Origin of the sequence: Chryseobacterium sp. GP-SGM7 (assembly GCF_049166575.1) — a bacterium.
GTDB lineage: Bacteria > Bacteroidota > Bacteroidia > Flavobacteriales > Weeksellaceae > Chryseobacterium.
In genome coordinates this window covers 1518507-1537186 of the sequence record NZ_JBMHFF010000001.1, presented here as the reverse complement: position 1 = coordinate 1537186, position 18680 = coordinate 1518507, and the positions used below count along the sequence as shown (strand labels likewise).

Below are 18680 nucleotides of genomic sequence, written 5' to 3'. Positions count from 1 at the left end.
AAATCATGAAAGAATTTACCATCATAAGAGGTTTGTTTGATACAAGAAAACGTCAACTGATTATTGATGAAGACTTTTTAAAGTTTGAAAACAAAGATCATCTTGAAGATTTATTCACGACAATTTCTAAAAATGAAATTGCAGGGGTTCGCTATGGAATTCATTTCATCAGAGGTTTTGAATTTTATATTGGAAGAGAATATCAGATTTTCATTAAAAATCATTCAGGGAAAGAAATGAAAATTAGTTTTAAACTTTTCTACAGAAGAAAATTGGATGAAAAACATCAGCTCTTTTGTGATATTGTTGATGAATTGTGGAAATGTTATTTTGATGATATTTTAAATCAATACATCCGTCAATACAATAACGACGAAGAATTTAATCTTGGCGGAATTGTTTTCAAAGACACTTGCATACAATTTGATAAAAAAGAAATATCGTATTCAGATTTGGCGATAAAAAAGTACAGTCATTATTTTATGATTTATTCAAAAGAAGATCAATATAAAAACAAAATGCTTTACTTTTTAAAAGATGAAAATGCCGTTTTGGTTTCATCTTTAATTAGCTTAATAACGAACAATGTCGTGAATTAAAACTTACAAAATTGCAGTACAAAAGTCTTCATAATCAAAATGATTTTAACGAAATAAAGCAGAGAATTGCTCAGCTTTCTGAAAATTCAGAGAGAAAATGGGGGAGTATGAATGTTTGTCAAATGATGGTACACTGCGATTTGATTCTGCAGGTTGCTTTAAAGAAAATTACTCTTCCGCCAATCAATTTTGTTTTTAAATCGATCGGAATTTTCGTTAAAAAAGAAATGCAGATTTTCAATAACGGAATTCCCCGAAATATGCCTACTTTTAGAAAAGTAATCGTTAATTTTGATTGTAATTTTAATGAGGCTAAAAATAATCTTTTGAAAAGATTAGATGAATATCAATTGTCTTCAGAAAATCATTTTTTACCGGATCATCACGAGCTTTTCGGTAAAATGACACAAAAAGATTGGGGATTTATGGAATATAAACATCTCGATCATCATTTAAAACAATTTAATGTATGAGTTTTTTAGATAAAATATTTGGCGGAAAACAGGAACAGGAAGAATCAAAATCTTTTTGGAACGTAATAAGATCCGAGGAAGATTTAGAAAAAGCGATCAAACAGTCTCATGAAAGGAGAATAGCAATTTTCAAGCATTCAACAAGCTGTTTTATCAGCAAAACGGTTTTGAAAAATTTTGAAAAAGAAGTTGAAAACTCAGAAGGGCAGAATGTAAGTTTATATTTTTTAGATCTTTTGGCATTCAGGCCAATTTCTAACAAAATTGCTGAAGATTTCAGAATTCGTCATGAAAGTCCACAATTAATTGTTTTTGAAAACGGACAACCCATCAACAATGCATCCCATCAGGATATTTCTTTAAGCCAGATTTTATGAGCAATATAAACGAATATTTAGCCAAAGTTTTTGAAGTTCCTGCCGAAAAATTAAATTTATGCAGCATTCAGTATGAGTTGAAAAAGGTAGGAAAGCACGAAACAATTTTACAGGAAGGTGAGGTTTGCCGCAATACTTTTTTTGTTGAAAAAGGTTTGCTGAGAATGTACTCTATTGACAAAAATGGAAAAGAACACGTTATACAGTTTGCTCCTGAAAACTGGCTTATTGGTGACAGAAGCAGTCTTTATTTCAATGAAAAATCAAAATACTATATCGAAGCTGTAGAAGATTCTGAAGTATTGTTTTTACAGCCTGATTTTTTCAGTAAACTTTTGGGAGAATTTCCCAATACAATTGAAAAGAATGATTTAATTATTCAAAAACATGTAAAAAGTTTACAGGATAGAATTAATTCTTTGTTGGGGGAAACAGCAGAAGAGCGATATTTAAAATTTATAAAAATGTATCCGGATATTCTGCTAAGAGTTCCGCAGTGGATGATAGCTTCTTATTTGGGAATCACTCCCGAAAGTCTGAGTCGTGTGAGGAAAGAATTGGCAAAAAAGAATTTTGTTACTGATAAATAATCAGCTTTATACTGTTGTGCATTTACAAATTTGTTTTACTTCAGTAAGTGAAACGCCTTTGTTTATCTTTAAAAAGTTTTTTTGATTTAAATTCTTTGTTTTTCTTTGCGATAAAATAAACGCAAGGTTAAACAAAAGAAACTCAAAAACTATGCTGAAATAAAGTAAAACAAGGGTGCTTCGCTTATCAAAGAAATACAAGTGATTGATTTTTAGTTTATTTAACATTCCCCCTTAAATGCACAACAGGTAGCTTTATATAAATTATAATCACCGCACCAAACAACTATTCGTTGTTCAGTGTGGTGATTATTCTGTTAAGATATTCCTGTTCCCTTAAAACTTTTTCGTAAGATTGTTTCGCATAAGAAGGTGACAATTGATAACCATCGGAGTGAAATTGATAACTGTCGTTCTCAACATAGCCGTTGAAATTCACTGTATATTCTGTAATAAAGGTATCAATTAATTTCCTTTTGATTTCGCAAATCGTACTGTTTTTTATTTTCTGCAGAGAATTTAAGATAAAAGATTTATCTCCACTGAAATTAATAACCTGTGTAATTTTTGCAAAATTGCTTATCGGCTTATTATTGGTCTCATGAACAACAGAGTGTGTGTCATCTTCGAATATCATGATCTTTCAGTTTTAAGGTTTATAATAAGAATTTTAGATCTAAATGGTAGCCTTCCCTTCTACGCCATCAGAGTTATCTGTTTTGTTTCCTGTAACGGCTGCAGCCACAAAGCTTAGTAAGCTAACCAGTTTTCCGGCTTTTGTATCCCAATAATAAGTATCTTTCGGCTCTACGCGAATGATGGAAACATTGGGATCATCTTTTCCGTCGAACCAGGCATTTGCCATTACAGACCATTTATCTTCGATGGTTGAGCGGTCTTTATAGATAGATGCTTCCCCAAATATAGAAATATATTCTGAATCTGAATTGTTCATAAATAAAAGTTGCACTTTTTTGTCGTCTTTTATTTCAAAATTTTTATTACTTGTTTCGCTACTGATAAACCAAAGATTTCCGTTATCATCGGTTTCCTGCAGACTCATCGGTCTTGTGTTAAGTGGTAAAGTTTCCAGATTGGTGCAAAACATACAGATTTTTGCTTTTTCTGTAAGTTCTTTAATTTTCTTTACTGCTTCTAAATGATCTAAGTTTTCTGTTGACATAATATAATAATTTGTAATTGTGGGTTTGGTTTTACAAATAGATACTATTTGTATTATTTTGACACTTCAAAAATCTAACCAAAAATATAAATTTGCTAAAAAAAATATTATTTTTATGTGAAAAATACTTTAAATATACATTATTCAGCTGAATCTTATTGTTTTAAGAATAGATTATGATTACAATCATAATCTCTATATGCATTTAATAGTATATTTGTTAGTGAAATAGGAGTAATTGTTTGATAATCAAATTGTAATTATTCAGATTAAAACCAAACCATAAAAATAAGTAGTATGAAAAAATCAACGCTAATCTTAGCTTTGGGAATTTTTGTCCTGAGTTGTTCTAAAAAGGAAGCAGAAATTAAAACCAATACATCAGATTCTTTATCGGCTGACACAATGATTTCGCAATCTCTTCCTCCTGCATCAGATACCACACCCGTTTCTACTATTATAGACAGTTCTTCAATACCAAAAGATTCAGCATCTGTAAAGAGAAAATAATTATCTTGAAAGTAATGTATAATTTATAATTACATACTTTTTATCATTGATTGTATTAAGTTTAATTATTCATTTATAATTAAAACTTTAAAATTTACACCAATAAATGTGTAAATGATTCTGTTATTTAAAAATAAATACTGAAATTCAGTAAAATACTTGAGTTTTAACACTCTTTATTTCAACGAGTTCCCCATTATTTTAAAAATTGTTGCCACCCTATTATTTACTAATATCTTTTGTGAGGATTGCCATCACAATTCATTATAAATATTGAGAAATTATGGTAATCAATCATAAAATCCTCGAAAATGCAGGTGCAATTATAAAAAATTATATTGCATCTGAAAATATCTTCACAGAAGGAGAATCTGCCAATTATTATTTCCAGATTGTCAGCGGAAATGTAAAAATGAATAATTATGACGAATCCGGCAAAGAAAGCATTCAGCATCTTTTAGAAAAAGGTGATTGCATCGGCGAATCTTTACTTTTTGTAGATCGTTCTTACCCTATGAACGCAGTTGCATTGAATTCATGTGAAATTTTAAGCCTTACAAAAGAAAAATTTTTAGCCCTGTTAAAAGAAAATCCTAAGATCTGCTTTGAGATGAATAAATCTATTTCTGAAAAGCTTTATTATAAACAAATTATGGCACAAAATATGTGTACACAAAGTCCTACGGTGAAATTGAAAACTCTTATGGATTACATGAAGAGTTTTGGGTGTGTAGAAAAGAGATTCACCTTTCAGATTCCATTGACGAGACAGCAAATGGCAAATCTTACCGGGCTTTGTGTAGAAACTGTAATCAGAGCATTAAAAAAAATGGAAAGAGACGGCAAATTGCTGACCGAAAATGGTAAAATTTTGTATTAAATTTAAAATACTATACCATGAAAACGATTAGTTGCATGAAGATTGACGAGCAATTGCTGAAATCTTACAGTGCCGAAATTAAAATCTACAAAGAAAAAGAATCTATTTTCCGTGAAGGTGACTCACCTTCCTATTATTTCCAAATTATGGAAGGCTCTGTAAAAGTGAATAATTATAATGAAGAGGGGAAGGAGTTTATTCACAATATTTTAGGAAACGGGCAAAGTTTTGGTGATCCTCTGCTATTTATTGATAAAAGATATCCCGTAAATGCTATTGCCCTAAAACCGACAACGGTTATTCGTCTGCCCAGAAAAAATTTTATCAACTTAATTAAAGAACATCCCCATGTTTCAATGGAAATGAATGCGTGTCTGTCGCACAGACTTTATTTTAAGATGATTATGATCCAAAATATGGCGTCGCATAATCCAACAGCGAGAATTACCGGGCTTTTTGATTACCTCAAAAGTTATTCAGATTGTAATGACAGTCATTCTTTTTATGTAAAACTTACAAGACAACAAATTGCAGATCTTACCGGACTGCGTGTGGAAACCATTATCCGAACCATAAAAAAAATGGAAAAAGAAGAGATTCTCAAAATTCACGAACGTAAGATTTGTTATTAAAGTTATGATTTAAGTCATAAGTTAGCCAGTGTTTTGAGTGTTATATTTGAATATTATATTGAATAATAATTCACAAATTTAATGGGAGAATTATTTTGAAATAGTATACCAGAAATCACCTAAATACACCATCTACATGAAACTAAAGCAACCCAAGTCTGACGCTGAAATTTTTAAAAGGCACTTTCTCTTTTTTAATTTATCCTGATCCAACTTCATTCATAATTTACTTTCTTTTGATTACCTCTTTCGTAGAGGGAGAGGTAATCTTTTTTAAATCGACTTATTGCAAGCCAATAATCAACGCTACCCAACACCACACAAAAATATGAACATCAATAAAATTTTAAAACTTTTAAAGCAAGACGATTTTGCCGAAATACCCAATCATGGAAAATGGATTGAAAACAATTCTGTAATCTATGCAAAGGAAATTAAAGATGATGTTTTCCTGCTTTTTGTTATCAACAGCGAACAGCAAAATGATGCTGTAAGAGCTATGATTGCCAAATTTGATTCTATAGAAAATATAAGCAGAAAAGAACCCAATCAGCTGATGTTTTATCTGACACTTCAAAAAAATGAAGACCTGCATTATTTTGAAAAATACATGAATATCTCACAACTTCATTAAAAACATTATGGTATTTCAACAAAATTTACTCAACTATATCAGTGAAGCATTAATCACCACCAATGAAACGATTTCTATCGCTGAAAGTGTTACTTCCGGGCTTTTCCAGTTGGCTTTTTCCCAAATGCCCAATGCGGGAATGTTTTACAAAGGCGGCATCACGGCTTATGCTTTAGAACAGAAAGTAAAACTTTTAAACGTAGATGAATATGAAGCTGATCTTTGCGACTGCGTCTCCGAAAAAATTTCAGAAACGATGGCCTTGAATGTTGCCAAATTATTTGAAACCGACTGGTCTATCGCTGTTACCGGTTATGCAAACCCAATCAGAAATTCAACGTATAAAATTTATTCTTATTACTCTTTTGCTTACAAAGGTGAAATTATTTTGTCTAAAAAATTAGAGCTTCATCCTAAAACACAGGCTTTGGGAGCTCAAGAATATTATACCGAGTTTATTTTAGGCTGTTTTAAAAGCGAAATCAAGAAACTACTAATTTTGAAATAAAATATAAGCAGAAAGATTATTATTAAATACCTAAACCAAATCAGTATTTCCACAAAATTTAATAAAAAATCTTTCTGTTTTGTATTTTTAAAACACCTTCTTTTTCCATGTTTTTTATTACACGGATTACAGTTTCTACACTTAAACCTGTGAGAGAAGCCAATTGCTGTCTTGTAAGCTGTATTTGAAGTGAAAATTGTTTTTGATCGTGATGAGAATATTTGATATAATTCATCAATGTCATAAGTTTCTCAGAAGGGCTATGAAAAGCCATACTCTGCGTCATCAAAAACTTATAATGCATGTGTTCTGAAAGACAGTGAACAATATCTGTATAATATTCCGGCTGCTTTTTTAAAATTTCAAAATAACTGGCTTTCGGAAGTCTTATGACCTCGCTTTCTTCAATAGCAACAGCATTGACAGGATAAGGTTTACCTGCAAAAAGAGTAGAAAGAGCAATACTATGGCCTTGTAAAAGTATTCCCTGGATAAATTCTTTTCCACCTTCATTGTAGTTGTTCAATTTTACTTTCCCGCTGGAGATCATATAAAAATAATTCGGGGTTTCGCCTTCAGAAAAAATAATATCTTCGGAGTCATACGTTTTTAAATCTGCACCAAAAGAAAATAGTATATCTTCATTTATCATATTTTAGGGATTAATTCTATAAAAAAATTCTATAAAAATTGTGAAAACATATTGCTGACCTAATTTTTAGAATTGTAAAGAAAATGTAAATTTCTACAAAAGTGAATTATTCGTATACCACACAGATACCACATTCAATAGTAACGCTTTATTTTTCCACTTCAAAATAAAAATTTTAATCAAAATTTGATGTATGAATTAATTTTAAGAATGAAAAATCAGGAAATCTTGAGTAGTTGATTAGAATCATAAAAACAAAACTAAAAATTCTGATACATTTGAATCGAGCAACAAGACAAGAATAATTCTGGTTGCGGAAATCTGATTAAAGTGAATTAAATATAAAAATACTTACATTTTAAAAAGAAAAAATAAACGTTTTATAAGAAAGTTAATCGACATTTTAGTTTAAAAATAAAAAACATAATGTTGATACAGAAAAATTCTGCTACATGATGAATAAATACAACGAAAACGGACCAACTTTAAACGCAGAAAATTACAACACAAAAACTGCAGTAGACGAAGAAATTATCAGACTTGCGAAAGAAAATTCGCCACGTTTATTGAGCAAATTCAAATCTGCATATCCTAAGTTTTTTGAGAAATTAGCTGCTATCAATGCAAACCTGCAAAACTCTGAAATTATTTTCTGTATCTATCTCAAGTTGAGATTAAGTACAAAAGAAGTTGCAACTTACACCTTTGTGACTCCCAAAGCGATCCAGAACAGAAAAAACAGACTTAGAAAAAAGCTCAATATCTCATCAGATACTGATATTTATAAATGGTTTGATCAAATATAAAAATCAAATCTCATAAATCTCAGCATCTGTAAAAACAAAAAATCTTCCTTTTTTAGGGAGATTTTTTGTATCTAAACCTGTAAACTCACTGAAAGCAGGAAGCAACAATTGATAGTCTGACAAAGCGAAACAAGGCAGTTTTATTTTCTTAACGAAAGAATTCAGCATGATTCCGGGATGAATATGACCCGTAATCTGAAATTTAGGATTGGTTTTTTCAAAATCGTGAACAAATGTAATTTCGTCTATTTCCAGCTCACTTGATTTAAAATTTAGACACAATTTAGCTTCGAGTTTTTTAGAAATCCTGTCGTGATTACCTTCTATAAGATGAAATTCTATCTCCGGGAACTGATTTTTCCATTCACAGAATCTATCAACATCAGAATTATCTCCGGCGTGAAGCAAATCTCCGACTACGATAAATTTTTCCGGCTGAAAATATTCAATCAAAACGGATAATCTCTGCAAATCATTTTCAAAAATCTGATTAGAAAGCGCAATTCCGTTTTTGCGGAAATGTGCAGTTTTTCCGATATGTAAATCTGATAGAATTAATGCTTTTTCCTTTTTCCAAAACAATGCACGCTGATTAGTTAATGTAAAAACGTGTTCTTGAATATTGATATTTTTTGTTACTATTTTCATTCTATAATTAATAAAACATACTGTTTGTCATCCCGGAGGAATCTAGACTTTGAGATACCTCCGGAACGACAAAGACTACTAAACTACAAACAAATTACTTATTTTCTCTTCGATTGTTGAATCAATTTTTGAATTCTTGCATCCAAACCTTCACTGGAAAGCGTTTGTCGTAAACTATCAACTTTTATAGGGAAACTCAAAGGCGTAAAAGTATTCGCAAATTTTAGAATTATTTTTGATTTTTCGATTCTTTTAAAAGCTTCCACCAAACGTTGCTCCTGCAATTGTGCATTAAAAACTTCGGTGTAAGCTTGTCGTACTAAAAAATGATTCGGGTCATAATCCTCCAATACTTTAAAAATCAGACCTGCAGAACTTTGCAAAGATTTATTGGAACGTTGTTTTCCTGCATAATTCTGAATCACCATTCCGGAAATCACCGCAATATCACGGAATTTTCTCCTCGCCATTTCAGCAGAATTGATACTCGAAATCACATCATTCATCAGATTTTCCCGGGATAGTATTTTGTGTAAATTTTCTTCATTTAAAGGAATTTCTTTGTCACTAAACAATTCAAAACCATAGTCATTCATCGCCATTGAAAACGAAATCGGAGCTAGTTTTGAAATTCGGAAGGCAATCAAAGCCGACATTACTTCGTGTACTAAACGGCCTTCAAAAGGATACATAAACAAATGATAACCTTCCCGGTTTTTGATTAATTCCACCAAAAATTCATCTTCCCTCGGAATATGCGACCGCTCTTCCTGATTGGCTAAAAGTGGGTGCAAAAACCTCAATTCTTTTTCTGAAGCTTTCGGATTTAAAGCTCCCGATAATTTTTCTCTTAAAAAATGACCAAGATTGGAGCTCAATGGCAATCTTCCACCCAAATAACTTGGCGCAAATGCTTTACCTTTTGAAGCTCGAACAAAAACCGTCATATCCTTTATCATGGCAACTTCCAAAACTCTTCCTGCCAAAATAAATTTGTCTTCTTTTTTGAGTTTTGAAATAAAATATTCTTCCACCATCCCGATATATCCACCGGAAATAAATTTCACTTTCAGCATTGCATCGCTTACGATCACCCCCATATTCATCCGGTGAAGCATGGCTATTTTTCGGGAGATGACCTTATGCAAACCGTCTTCCATTACCACGATTTTATGAAATTCTTCATAGCTTTTCAGAACGCTTCCTCCAATTGTCAAAAAGTCGATCATGCTTTTCCATTCTTCTTCAGTCATCTCCTGAAAAGCGAAAATCTGTTTGATTCTGGGATATAATTTTTCAGGAAAAAATCCGTCGCCAACTGCCAAAGTCATCAGAAATTGCACCAAAACATCAAAGCATAAAACTTGCGGCTCACGAGGTTCAATCACTTTTTGTTTTACCGCTTCTTTCAGCGCAGAAACCTCAATTAATTCTAAAGAATGTGTGGGAACACAGAAGATTTTCGATGTCTCAAAAGGGGAGTGTCCACTTCGTCCTGCTCGTTGTAAAAATCTCGCAACACCTTTTGCAGAACCAATCTGAATAACGGTATCAACAGGTTTAAAATCTATTCCTAAATCTAAAGATGATGTTGAAACCACCGCTTTTAGTTTCCCATTACTTAAATTTTCTTCAATCCAAATTCTCAAATGCGCATCAATTGAACTGTGATGAATGGCGATTTGCCCGGCAAAATCGGGATATGCATTCAGCAAAAGCTGATACCACATTTCGCTCTGACTTCTCGTATTTGTAAAAACAATTGTGGATTTAGATTCTAAAATTATCGGAACGACTTTATCAGCCAATTTTTGTCCAAGATGTCCCGCCCAAGGTAACAGTTCAACTTCGTCGGGAAAGACTGAAAGAATATCAATTTTTTTCTGTTCTTTGGCTGTTATTTTTGTTTTTTTGACGTCATAAGGAATCAAAACATCCATCGCTTCCTCAAGATTTCCAATGGTTGCAGTAATTCCCCAAATTTTAATTTTAGGAACATAATAAACGAGTTGAGAAATTCCCAATTCTACCATCACACCACGTTTTGAACCTAACAATTCGTGCCATTCATCCACCGCAACGCAATGCATATTATTAAAAAACCTCAGGTTATTTTTTTGACCTAAAAGAAGATGTAAACTTTCCGGCGTTACAACCAGAATTTCCGGCATATTTTTTACCTGTTGCTGACGGACTTTCGGGTCGGTATCACCATTTCTGACACCAACTTCCCAATCTAAACCAATTTCATCAATTGCTTCCTGCATCGCTTTGGCAATATCTTTGGAAAGCGAACGAAGAGGCGTTATCCAAATCATTTTTAAGCCTTTTTTGAACTTGTCAGGATTCGTCAGAAAATCTGAAATCAAAGCTAAAAATACAGAGAAAGTTTTCCCAAAACCAGTTGGTGCTACAACCATTCCACTATATCCATTCCCAAATTTCTGCCAAGTATCGACCTGAAATTTGAATGGAGAATTGCCTTTTTCAGTCATCCAGTTCTGAATGATTTTGTAGCCTTCTGTATTTTCGTAATTGCTCATTTATTTACTAAAAATTTTTTACCACAAAAGTCATAGAAGTGAAGTTTTGATAATTTCTGATTAAAGCACAAAAAAATGCCGGTAAACATTCCTTAATATTTGCAAAACCTTTTTTGAACTTCTCATATTCATTAATAACAACACTAAAAGCTTTTGTGCCTTTTGTGGCTAAATATTTACTGTATCAATTTCTTTATCTCTTCAATATCATCAATCTCATTCACAGTTTTATCTTTTCGCCATCTTAAAATCCTTGGGAAACGCAATGCAACACCGCTTTTGTGACGGTTACTAAAACCAATTCCTTCGAACGCAATTTCAAAAACAAGTTCAGGTTTTACCGTTCGAACCGGACCGAATTTCTCAATAGCATTTTTGTTCACGAATTTGCTGACTTCCATAATTTCTTTATCGGTTAAACCGGAGTAGGCTTTGGCAATGGTGACCAATTTATCACCGCTTTTAACGGCAAAACTATAATCGGTGTAATAAGCGCTTCGTCTTCCGCTTCCTTTTTGGGCGTAAATAAGAACGGCATCAATTGTTAACGGATTGATTTTCCATTTCCACCAATCACCTTTTTTTCGTCCGGAATGATAATGTGAACTCTTCTGTTTCAACATTAAACCTTCACTGTTGATGTCTCTCGAATTTTCTCTGATTGGATCTAAATCTTCCCACTTTTCAAACTGGATGACCTGAGAAAGCTTTATTTTTTCCGGATTTTCATTTAATAATAATTCCTCCAACATTGCCCGTCTTGCGAAGATTGGTTTTTCACGCAAATCATTCCCTTCCAATTCTAATAAATCATAGGCAAAAACCTCAATCGGAATTTCGGAAAGCATTTTTTTAGTTAAAGTTTTTCTATTCAGGCGTTTTTGTAATTCATTAAAATTTAAAACCTGATCCTCTTTTACCGCAAGTATTTCTCCATCCAAAACAAAATTTCCTTTCATCGATTCAATAACTTCCACAATTTCCGGAAATTGGTCAGAAACCAGTTCTTCACCTCGTGACCAGATAAAAACTTCATCGTTTCGTCTGATAATTTGTCCACGAATGCCATCCCATTTATACTCAACCTGCCATTCGTCCGGTGTTCCCAGTTCTTCTAAATCTTTTTCCAGCGGATAAGCCAGGCAGAAAGGATATGGTTTTGAATTATCAGGATTAATATTTTCAGCTGAAATTAATTCTTTAAAACTCACTTCGTCAGGTTGCCATTTTCCCATTAAACTGTGCATTAATGTACTCGCTTCCTGACCGGAAAACTTGGTCAGAGAATTAATCAAAGTCTTGGAAGAAACCCCAATTCTGAAACTTCCACCTAATAATTTATTGAAAATCAATCGTTCAGTATAATCCAGACCGTTCCAGGAATTCAAAACAAATTCTTTCTTTTCTGCATCAGTTTTTGATTTTAAACTGATAATTTCGTTCATCCATTCCGACAAAGTTTTCTCAATCTTCTCAGTTGGTGGCGGAAGAATCAGCGAAATCGTTTCACCCAAATCGCCAACAGAAGAATAACTTTCCTGAAACAGCCAAAAAGGAAGTTTTGTAATCTCCAACGCCCATTCTTTCATATAATTGGTATTCACATTCCGCTTCGGTCTTTTCCCTGTAAACAGGGCGATAAACCACAACTTATCATCATCCGGGGCACGCTCAAGATAATCGATAATGGCATCGATTTTAGCATTCGTTTTGTTGGTGCTTTCTAAAGCGTTGATGAGTTCTGCGAAATTTTTCATTTCTAATTTATTTTAATTTGACTGCGTCGAACCACTTTGTTAGGTTTGGGCAGCTTTGAACTTCGTTCGTGGATTTTGATAAAAACCTTTGCTTTTCCTCATCTATTTCTTCCGCTCCCGCTTTTTGTTCAGTGTAACTCCTCACAAAAGAGCTCCGTTCAAGTCGGGCTGCATGCAATTCGATGTATAAATTTTACAAAGGTATCGCTCCTACGGAGCTTCTTACAAGATTATTAACTTGTGCTACAAAGTTGTAGTTCCTGCAGAACTTTAAAAATTATTGATATTATAAACGTTGTTTTCTTACTACACTTTTACTAAACTCTTACTAAATCATGTCAACTTGACACGGTTGATTTTTCAACACTGATTTTCAAGGTCAATCCTTATCTTTCACGATTTCTTTTTCAACTACTTCGTCATCATCGTCACCGTAAAGCGTTTCCACAACATCAGATTCAATCCCGATTTCGTTTAAATATTTCGAAAATACTTCAGTTTGTCCGTGTGTAACGTGAACGATTTCGGCTTCTGTAGCTTTTACAGCCTGTAAAAGACCTTTCCAATCGGCGTGATCGCTCATCGGGAAACCGGCATCCATACTTCGCCATCGTCTTGCACCGCGAACCTGCATCCAGCCTGAGCAAATTGCTGTTGCTGCATCCGGAATCTTTTTAATCACATTAGAATCCAATAAAGCTGGCGGAACAATTACAATGTCGCCCGCAACGTGTTTGATATTTTCCCTAAAATCTGGAGTTTCGTAATCGGGAAGCACAATTCCGACTTCTTCAAAAGCCTGATTGAGCTTGCCGATAGAGTAGTGCACGTGGATTTTCCCCATTCCTTCCACAGCTTTCATTACTCTTTGAGCTTTCCCCAAAGAATAACCGATAAACACAGACGTTTTTTGATTTTCCTGATTTCTTAAAACCCAGCTCTGCATTTTTTTATTTAAATCATCTACTTCCAGCCAATTGTAGATGGGAAGTCCAAACGTACTTTCTGTGACAAATTCATTGCATCTCACCAATTCAAAAGGGGTACTCAAGCCATCATCCTGAACTTTATAATCTCCTGAAATCACGCTCACGTATCCTTTATATTCCAAACGTATTTGCGCTGAACCGATAATATGACCGGCAGGATGCATAGAAAGTTTAACACCATTAATATCTAAAACTTCGCCATACTGCAAAGTCTGACATTCGATATCTTCTGCAATTCTTTTCTTTAAAATTGGTTTGGTAAAATGATGACAAAGGTATTTTTTCATTCCCCAACGAGCATGGTCGGCGTGTCCGTGAGTAATGACCGCTAAATCAACCGGTCGCCAAGGATCAATATAAAATTTCCCTTGCGGACAATAAATGCCTTTATTTGTAAATGTGATGAGTTTCAAAAGATTTTAGGTTTCTTTTGAATATTCAAAAAGCTGACCAATTTATTTTAAGTTTAAGCTTTTCTGCAAATCGCTCCAGACTTCGACATTGTCGATATTTTTAAACCCTTTTTCTTTTAAAATATTCTCTATTTTCACAGTGACAATCATTGTTCTAATTTTTGGCTTAATGATCTGAACCTTTGTCTGTAGTTTCATATTCATAATCCTATAATTGGATGTGCATAATGAGAATAATTCCCAAAAATCAAAATATTTTCAAAGTTTTGTTTTTTCATTTTTAAAATCAATAAATCTTACGGAAGTTTGCAAAAATTAAATTAATGAGGATAATAGATATTGAAAGCTGGAACAGAAAGGAGCATTTTGAATTTTTCTCTAAAATGAAAAGCCCTTATTTCGGATTCACAACTGAGGTAGATTGTACGGAAGCTTATGAAAATGCAAAAGAAAACGGACATTCTTTCTTTGCTCATTATCTTTACAAATCGATGGTTGCAATAAATACTGTTGATGAACTGAAACTGAGAATAGTTGATGATAAGATTATTTTATTTGATGAAGTACATGTAGGAAGTACGATCGGAAGAGAAGACGGGACGTTTGGATTTTCTTTTTTTCAGTATTCGGAAAATTTTGAAAATTTTAATAAAGAATTGCAAAATCAGGTCAGGATTGTTCAGAATTCGACGGGTTTGGGAATAAGCAATGATGCTCTGCCGATTAATCATATAAGGCACACCACAATTCCCTGGAATTCATTTACAACAATTCTGCATCCCACAAACTTTGATCCCAAAGAATGTATTCCAAAAATAGCATTCGGGAAATTTAATATTCGTGAAGGACGAAAATATCTTCCTGTTTCCATTGAAGCGCATCACGGTTTGGCAGACGGAATTCATCTGGCAAAATATATTTCAGAATTTCAAAAACAACTGAATTTACCCTAAAAAAAACATCCTGAATTCAGGATGTTTTCGTCTACCAACTTGTTAAGCCATTTTCCAAAGCTTTGGCGTAGTTTTCTTCATCAAAAGTATAAAGATCGGGTGATTTGTGAGCACCACCACGTCTTTGTTCGTCTAATTTTTTAAGAATTCCCAGATTTTTTATTTTCCTGTAAAAATTTCCTCGGTTAAGCTCTTTTCCTAAAATTGCTTCATATAATTTCTGCAGTTCCGAGAGTGTAAACTTTTCTGGAAGAAGATTATAACCGATGGGTTTATGTGAAATTTTTTCTCGTAAGGTAAGCAAAGCTTTTTCAATAATTTCTCGGTGATCCATCGCCAATTCAATTTCCGATAGCTGGCTTAGATAAATCCATTCGCATTTTTCACTAAATTCATCGATAATAAGATTAGCATTATCAGGATTGTACAGAGCATAATATCCGATAGAAATAAATCTCTGTTTATGCCATAAAGAGTCATCAAAATCTTCAAAGTAAAATTCACTTCTGTTTTTCTTACCAAAAACCGCAAATTCCTCCAAATAGACATCCGAAATTCCGGCTCTTTCTCTCAACACTCTTTCAGCAGCAGCATCCAAATCTTCATCTTTCTTTACATATCCACCTGGTAAAAGCCATTGTTTACGATAAGTCATTTGAAGGAGTAATACTTTAAGCTCACTCTGATCAAACCCAAAAACAACGGGATCGGTTGATAAATGCGGAATAAATAAATCTTTAGCCTCTTCGGACTTTTTTAGAAATTGCTTTTGTGGATTCATACTGATAATAAGAAATTCTTAATAAGACAAATTTAACATTAAAATTTAAGTGTTTTGCTAAATTTCATGATTTGACACCGATTTTGGGAGATTTGTGTAATGATTTTTATCATTGTTTCTATTGGAATCAATGGTTTTTAGCTTTTTTAGTAACATATAAATAATTAAATATCAATTATTTATATCTAAAATTAAATTTTATTAACATTTTTTTGTTCATTTTATATTTTTAATGTAGACTTGTAATGATTCATAATGAAGCATTGAAGAACAAAATAGTCATGGATGTATTAATTCATTTTTAACATCTGATTAATATTTAAGAAAAATTTTTAAAAGCTGATTGTTTACTTAAAAATTAAAGTTTTTAAAATTTATCTCTTTCAAATTTAATTTAAAAAAAACCTAAAAGTAACAGCTAAAAAAGTTCAGCTGCAGGATAAATTATGTCTTATAACAACAGAAAAACTATATAAAAAAACATGAGAAAATCGACTTTGAAATTATCAGCCCTTGGTTTGATGCTTTCCTTCACCACAGTATTTGGACAGGAAAAGACGGATACCCTTGCTGTAAAAAATGCATTAAATGCAGTTAAAACTCAGGAAGGCGTAAAAACGGTTACATCCAAAGAAGATAACAACAGAAACGTAATGCTGAATGCAGCCAACAACACCAGTCCGAGAGATGTGAATATCGGTTTGCCGTCGACAGTTGGAGGAATCACGATTCTCGAAAATGATCTTCCAGCCGTTTACTTTTTCTGGCCGGAGCTTCCAAACAAAACCTGGAGACAAAGTGTAGGTTTGGAAAAAACCGGACTTTTGAAAATGGACCAATTGGCAAACACAATGGGTGACCTTGGTTTTGCGGTCAATTCTTATTCTCAAACAGGAACGAAAGATTTGAAAGTTAAAGGTAAATTCACCACAAGTACTTTCGGTTGGCTACAAGGTGACGCAAATGTTTCGGGACCGATTTCTAAAAATGGCTGGACGTACACTGTTGGTGCTTTCGCAAACTACGACCCAAGTACTTTCAAGTTAGGTTTTGCCAGAAATGCCGATGAAACCAAGATTTTCAGAGCGGGTGTTAGCAAATATTTTAGTGATGATAAAGGTAAAATATCCATTTTATACAAATATTCAGATTCTTACAACGTTGGAAACTATGCCGTTTTCCAATATGGCGAAAATGGAAAAGTAACGGAGCTTGATAACTTCAAAATCGGTAGAGATTCTTACGTAGTAAATGACGGAAATATGAAGTTTAAAGACATTCTTTCCGGACAGACCTATTTCGCAAACCTTGCAGGAAACGACAACAGGTCAAGTGCTCACAACATCGATATTTTGGGGAATTATTTATTGAATAATGGCTGGAATTTCAAATTCTCCACAAGAGCGCATTTCTCAAAAGTAAAAATGGCAAACAGTATTCCTTTAAGTATTTTCAATGCAGATTCTTCGGCTGGCTATACTTTGGCTTCAAACGGTCAGGCTTATTCAGGTCCCGTTGGAACACAATTGGCAATGCACACGCCGGAAACGCCAATTACCAATATTGCAGGACGTTTTTCTTTAAACAAACAAATTGGAAATCACAATGCGACGGTCGGCGTTTTAGAACAATTTTATAATATTGATAAATTCACTTCAAACCGTTCTTTCTTCTTCCAGACTGTAGGAGCGCAACCTCAGAGGTTGATTGGTCCCAACACAGATTCTGATGGTTTTTACAATTATAATGCCGGTGGAGAATACCACAGCGGGACAGAAAATAAACTATCCGTTTACGCAACAGATGAATGGAGAGTTTCTGAAGATTTGAATTTGAGCTACGGTTTACATTTAAAAAATCACATTCTTGACGGTGAATTTTCTATGACGCCGAGAACGGTCGGTTTTAATTTTACAGACCCAGGTCAATTCAATCAAATTAATAAAAGTTTCTATCAGATTGGAGGAAGTTTGAATGCGACCTATAACATCAATAAAAACTTCGGTGTCATCGCCAATTTGCTTTACACAGAGGAAAACAGAAGGTTAGAAAGTTATTCTCAGGCTTTCGACCCAAATACTAAGAAAATCAAAAGTCCGTTAGGTGCTTTCGGAATTTTCTGGAATACCGATTATATCCAATTGATTTCTCAGGCAACATATCTTAAAAAGAATAACAATCTTAACAGATATAACCTTGTAAACCCGGCAAATACTACGCAATCACAAAACGTGACGGTGTATTATGACATCGAAACGATTGGTTGGACAACCGATTTTGTTGTAAAACCTTTCAAAGGATTTAACCTTCACTATTTGATTACTTTACAGAATCCGGTTTATAAGAAATTTAATTTTGATGCCTTTGGAACCGCTTACAATTACAGTGATAATAATGTATTGGGCGTTGCAAAAACTTTGATGGAAATCGACCCGAGTTATACAACGGGAAAATTGAGATTCTGGGCAAGTTTCAGATATTTCTCAAAACAATATGCGAATTTGACCAACGCATTATATTTCGCTCCAAGATGGGAAACTTTCGGAGGTGTGAATTATACGGTTAACAAAAATATCAATGTTGGCGCAACGGTTATCAATTTCTTAAATCAAAGAGGAGCGAGCGGAACGATCAACGGTGCCGAACTGATTACCGACGCAAGTCCATACTACGGAAAACTGTTGACCGGAACGTACATTATGCCGTTAACAGGTCAGTTTTCTGTAAGCTTTAACTTCTAAAATTTAAAATA

The 18680-nt window shown here is 33.4% G+C and carries 21 protein-coding genes; 12 read left to right on the top strand and 9 right to left on the bottom strand.

Annotation, left to right across the window (positions count from 1 at the left end):
- Positions 1 to 5 precede the first annotated feature (5 nt).
- The 4 genes from ACOOWA_RS06815 to ACOOWA_RS06800 are packed head-to-tail and all read left to right on the top strand — an operon-like array spanning position 6 to position 2039.
- Entirely contained in the window at positions 6 to 599 is a 594-nt protein-coding gene (locus ACOOWA_RS06815; protein ID WP_421374109.1) for a hypothetical protein, read from the top strand.
- Between the two features lie 11 nt (positions 600 to 610).
- A complete protein-coding gene (locus ACOOWA_RS06810) occupies positions 611 to 1072 on the top strand; it encodes a DUF1569 domain-containing protein (RefSeq protein WP_421374107.1) in 462 nt (153 codons plus the stop codon).
- Entirely contained in the window at positions 1069 to 1449 is a 381-nt protein-coding gene (gene ytxJ, locus ACOOWA_RS06805) for a bacillithiol system redox-active protein YtxJ (RefSeq protein WP_421374106.1), read from the top strand. Before ACOOWA_RS06810 ends, ytxJ begins: the two co-directional genes overlap by 4 nt.
- Complete coding sequence (locus tag ACOOWA_RS06800; protein WP_421374105.1) at positions 1446 to 2039, top strand: Crp/Fnr family transcriptional regulator; 594 nt, start codon at positions 1446 to 1448, stop codon at positions 2037 to 2039. Before ytxJ ends, ACOOWA_RS06800 begins: the two co-directional genes overlap by 4 nt.
- A 286-nt stretch (positions 2040 to 2325) precedes the next feature.
- Here the strand turns inward: ACOOWA_RS06800 and ACOOWA_RS06795 are convergent, their stop codons facing one another.
- Both ACOOWA_RS06795 and ACOOWA_RS06790 read right to left on the bottom strand, forming a co-directional pair.
- Positions 2326 to 2676, bottom strand: a complete 351-nt coding sequence (locus ACOOWA_RS06795) for a hypothetical protein (RefSeq protein WP_421374104.1) — start codon at positions 2674 to 2676, stop codon at positions 2326 to 2328.
- A gap of 39 nt (positions 2677 to 2715) precedes the next feature.
- Positions 2716 to 3222, bottom strand: coding sequence for a pyridoxamine 5'-phosphate oxidase family protein (locus ACOOWA_RS06790; RefSeq protein ID WP_421374102.1), 507 nt, complete (start codon positions 3220 to 3222; stop codon positions 2716 to 2718).
- Positions 3223 to 3519: 297 nt separating this feature from the next.
- Here ACOOWA_RS06790 and ACOOWA_RS06785 point away from each other — a divergent pair, with 297 nt between their 5' ends.
- From ACOOWA_RS06785 to ACOOWA_RS06765, 5 genes are all read left to right on the top strand, one after another.
- Positions 3520 to 3732: a hypothetical protein gene (locus tag ACOOWA_RS06785; protein WP_421374101.1), complete on the top strand. Its 213-nt coding sequence runs from the start codon at positions 3520 to 3522 to the stop codon at positions 3730 to 3732.
- A 283-nt stretch (positions 3733 to 4015) separates the two neighbouring features.
- The gene (locus ACOOWA_RS06780) at positions 4016 to 4612 is read left to right on the top strand and encodes a Crp/Fnr family transcriptional regulator (protein ID WP_421374100.1); all 597 of its coding nucleotides are present in this window, start codon (positions 4016 to 4018) and stop codon (positions 4610 to 4612) included.
- 17 nt (positions 4613 to 4629) lie between these two features.
- Complete coding sequence (locus ACOOWA_RS06775; RefSeq protein ID WP_421374099.1) at positions 4630 to 5244, top strand: Crp/Fnr family transcriptional regulator; 615 nt, start codon at positions 4630 to 4632, stop codon at positions 5242 to 5244.
- Between the two features lie 328 nt (positions 5245 to 5572).
- Positions 5573 to 5878 carry a hypothetical protein gene (locus ACOOWA_RS06770; RefSeq protein ID WP_421374098.1) on the top strand — a complete coding sequence of 102 codons (306 nt, stop codon included), beginning with the start codon at positions 5573 to 5575 and terminating at the stop codon, positions 5876 to 5878.
- A 7-nt stretch (positions 5879 to 5885) separates the two neighbouring features.
- The gene (locus ACOOWA_RS06765; RefSeq protein ID WP_421374096.1) at positions 5886 to 6386 is read left to right on the top strand and encodes a CinA family protein; all 501 of its coding nucleotides are present in this window, start codon (positions 5886 to 5888) and stop codon (positions 6384 to 6386) included.
- A gap of 58 nt (positions 6387 to 6444) precedes the next feature.
- On the opposite strand, the gene ACOOWA_RS06760 is transcribed toward ACOOWA_RS06765, so the two are convergent.
- The gene (locus ACOOWA_RS06760; RefSeq protein WP_421374094.1) at positions 6445 to 7038 is read right to left on the bottom strand and encodes a Crp/Fnr family transcriptional regulator; all 594 of its coding nucleotides are present in this window, start codon (positions 7036 to 7038) and stop codon (positions 6445 to 6447) included.
- Between the two features lie 452 nt (positions 7039 to 7490).
- On the opposite strand from ACOOWA_RS06760, the gene ACOOWA_RS06755 reads away from it, so the two are divergent.
- Positions 7491 to 7844: a hypothetical protein gene (locus ACOOWA_RS06755; protein WP_421374092.1), complete on the top strand. Its 354-nt coding sequence runs from the start codon at positions 7491 to 7493 to the stop codon at positions 7842 to 7844.
- Positions 7845 to 7847: 3 nt separating this feature from the next.
- Here the strand turns inward: ACOOWA_RS06755 and pdeM are convergent, their stop codons facing one another.
- The 5 genes from pdeM to ACOOWA_RS06730 all read right to left on the bottom strand — a co-directional run bounded on the left by pdeM (position 7848) and on the right by ACOOWA_RS06730 (position 14392).
- Positions 7848 to 8492 carry a ligase-associated DNA damage response endonuclease PdeM gene (gene pdeM, locus ACOOWA_RS06750; protein ID WP_421374091.1) on the bottom strand — a complete coding sequence of 215 codons (645 nt, stop codon included), beginning with the start codon at positions 8490 to 8492 and terminating at the stop codon, positions 7848 to 7850.
- 98 nt (positions 8493 to 8590) lie between these two features.
- Entirely contained in the window at positions 8591 to 11035 is a 2445-nt protein-coding gene (locus ACOOWA_RS06745; RefSeq protein ID WP_421374089.1) for a ligase-associated DNA damage response DEXH box helicase, read from the bottom strand.
- Between the two features lie 176 nt (positions 11036 to 11211).
- Positions 11212 to 12792, bottom strand: coding sequence for an ATP-dependent DNA ligase (locus ACOOWA_RS06740; protein WP_421374088.1), 1581 nt, complete (start codon positions 12790 to 12792; stop codon positions 11212 to 11214).
- A gap of 379 nt (positions 12793 to 13171) precedes the next feature.
- Positions 13172 to 14194: a ligase-associated DNA damage response exonuclease gene (locus tag ACOOWA_RS06735; RefSeq protein WP_421374087.1), complete on the bottom strand. Its 1023-nt coding sequence runs from the start codon at positions 14192 to 14194 to the stop codon at positions 13172 to 13174.
- A 42-nt stretch (positions 14195 to 14236) separates the two neighbouring features.
- Positions 14237 to 14392, bottom strand: coding sequence for a hypothetical protein (locus ACOOWA_RS06730; RefSeq protein WP_421374086.1), 156 nt, complete (start codon positions 14390 to 14392; stop codon positions 14237 to 14239).
- A gap of 125 nt (positions 14393 to 14517) precedes the next feature.
- Between ACOOWA_RS06730 and ACOOWA_RS06725 the strand changes: the two genes are divergently transcribed.
- Positions 14518 to 15147, top strand: coding sequence for a CatA-like O-acetyltransferase (locus tag ACOOWA_RS06725; RefSeq protein WP_421374085.1), 630 nt, complete (start codon positions 14518 to 14520; stop codon positions 15145 to 15147).
- 31 nt (positions 15148 to 15178) lie between these two features.
- On the opposite strand, the gene ACOOWA_RS06720 is transcribed toward ACOOWA_RS06725, so the two are convergent.
- Positions 15179 to 15928 carry an NUDIX hydrolase gene (locus ACOOWA_RS06720; protein ID WP_421374084.1) on the bottom strand — a complete coding sequence of 250 codons (750 nt, stop codon included), beginning with the start codon at positions 15926 to 15928 and terminating at the stop codon, positions 15179 to 15181.
- Between the two features lie 482 nt (positions 15929 to 16410).
- Here ACOOWA_RS06720 and ACOOWA_RS06715 point away from each other — a divergent pair, with 482 nt between their 5' ends.
- Entirely contained in the window at positions 16411 to 18669 is a 2259-nt protein-coding gene (locus ACOOWA_RS06715) for a TonB-dependent receptor (RefSeq protein ID WP_421374083.1), read from the top strand.
- Positions 18670 to 18680: the final 11 nt, after the last annotated feature.

Coding starts and splice junctions, on each gene's coding strand:
- ACOOWA_RS06815 (WP_421374109.1), top strand. CDS start 6: ATGAAAGAATTTACCATCATAAGAGGTTTGTTTGATACAAGAAAACGT.
- ytxJ (WP_421374106.1), top strand. CDS start 1,069: ATGAGTTTTTTAGATAAAATATTTGGCGGAAAACAGGAACAGGAAGAA.
- ACOOWA_RS06800 (WP_421374105.1), top strand. CDS start 1,446: ATGAGCAATATAAACGAATATTTAGCCAAAGTTTTTGAAGTTCCTGCC.
- ACOOWA_RS06795 (WP_421374104.1), bottom strand. CDS start 2,676: ATGATATTCGAAGATGACACACACTCTGTTGTTCATGAGACCAATAAT.
- ACOOWA_RS06790 (WP_421374102.1), bottom strand. CDS start 3,222: ATGTCAACAGAAAACTTAGATCATTTAGAAGCAGTAAAGAAAATTAAA.
- ACOOWA_RS06785 (WP_421374101.1), top strand. CDS start 3,520: ATGAAAAAATCAACGCTAATCTTAGCTTTGGGAATTTTTGTCCTGAGT.
- ACOOWA_RS06780 (WP_421374100.1), top strand. CDS start 4,016: ATGGTAATCAATCATAAAATCCTCGAAAATGCAGGTGCAATTATAAAA.
- ACOOWA_RS06775 (WP_421374099.1), top strand. CDS start 4,630: ATGAAAACGATTAGTTGCATGAAGATTGACGAGCAATTGCTGAAATCT.
- ACOOWA_RS06770 (WP_421374098.1), top strand. CDS start 5,573: ATGAACATCAATAAAATTTTAAAACTTTTAAAGCAAGACGATTTTGCC.
- ACOOWA_RS06765 (WP_421374096.1), top strand. CDS start 5,886: ATGGTATTTCAACAAAATTTACTCAACTATATCAGTGAAGCATTAATC.
- ACOOWA_RS06760 (WP_421374094.1), bottom strand. CDS start 7,038: ATGATAAATGAAGATATACTATTTTCTTTTGGTGCAGATTTAAAAACG.
- ACOOWA_RS06755 (WP_421374092.1), top strand. CDS start 7,491: ATGATGAATAAATACAACGAAAACGGACCAACTTTAAACGCAGAAAAT.
- pdeM (WP_421374091.1), bottom strand. CDS start 8,492: ATGAAAATAGTAACAAAAAATATCAATATTCAAGAACACGTTTTTACA.
- ACOOWA_RS06745 (WP_421374089.1), bottom strand. CDS start 11,035: ATGAGCAATTACGAAAATACAGAAGGCTACAAAATCATTCAGAACTGG.
- ACOOWA_RS06740 (WP_421374088.1), bottom strand. CDS start 12,792: ATGAAAAATTTCGCAGAACTCATCAACGCTTTAGAAAGCACCAACAAA.
- ACOOWA_RS06730 (WP_421374086.1), bottom strand. CDS start 14,392: ATGAAACTACAGACAAAGGTTCAGATCATTAAGCCAAAAATTAGAACA.
- ACOOWA_RS06725 (WP_421374085.1), top strand. CDS start 14,518: ATGAGGATAATAGATATTGAAAGCTGGAACAGAAAGGAGCATTTTGAA.
- ACOOWA_RS06720 (WP_421374084.1), bottom strand. CDS start 15,928: ATGAATCCACAAAAGCAATTTCTAAAAAAGTCCGAAGAGGCTAAAGAT.
- ACOOWA_RS06715 (WP_421374083.1), top strand. CDS start 16,411: ATGAGAAAATCGACTTTGAAATTATCAGCCCTTGGTTTGATGCTTTCC.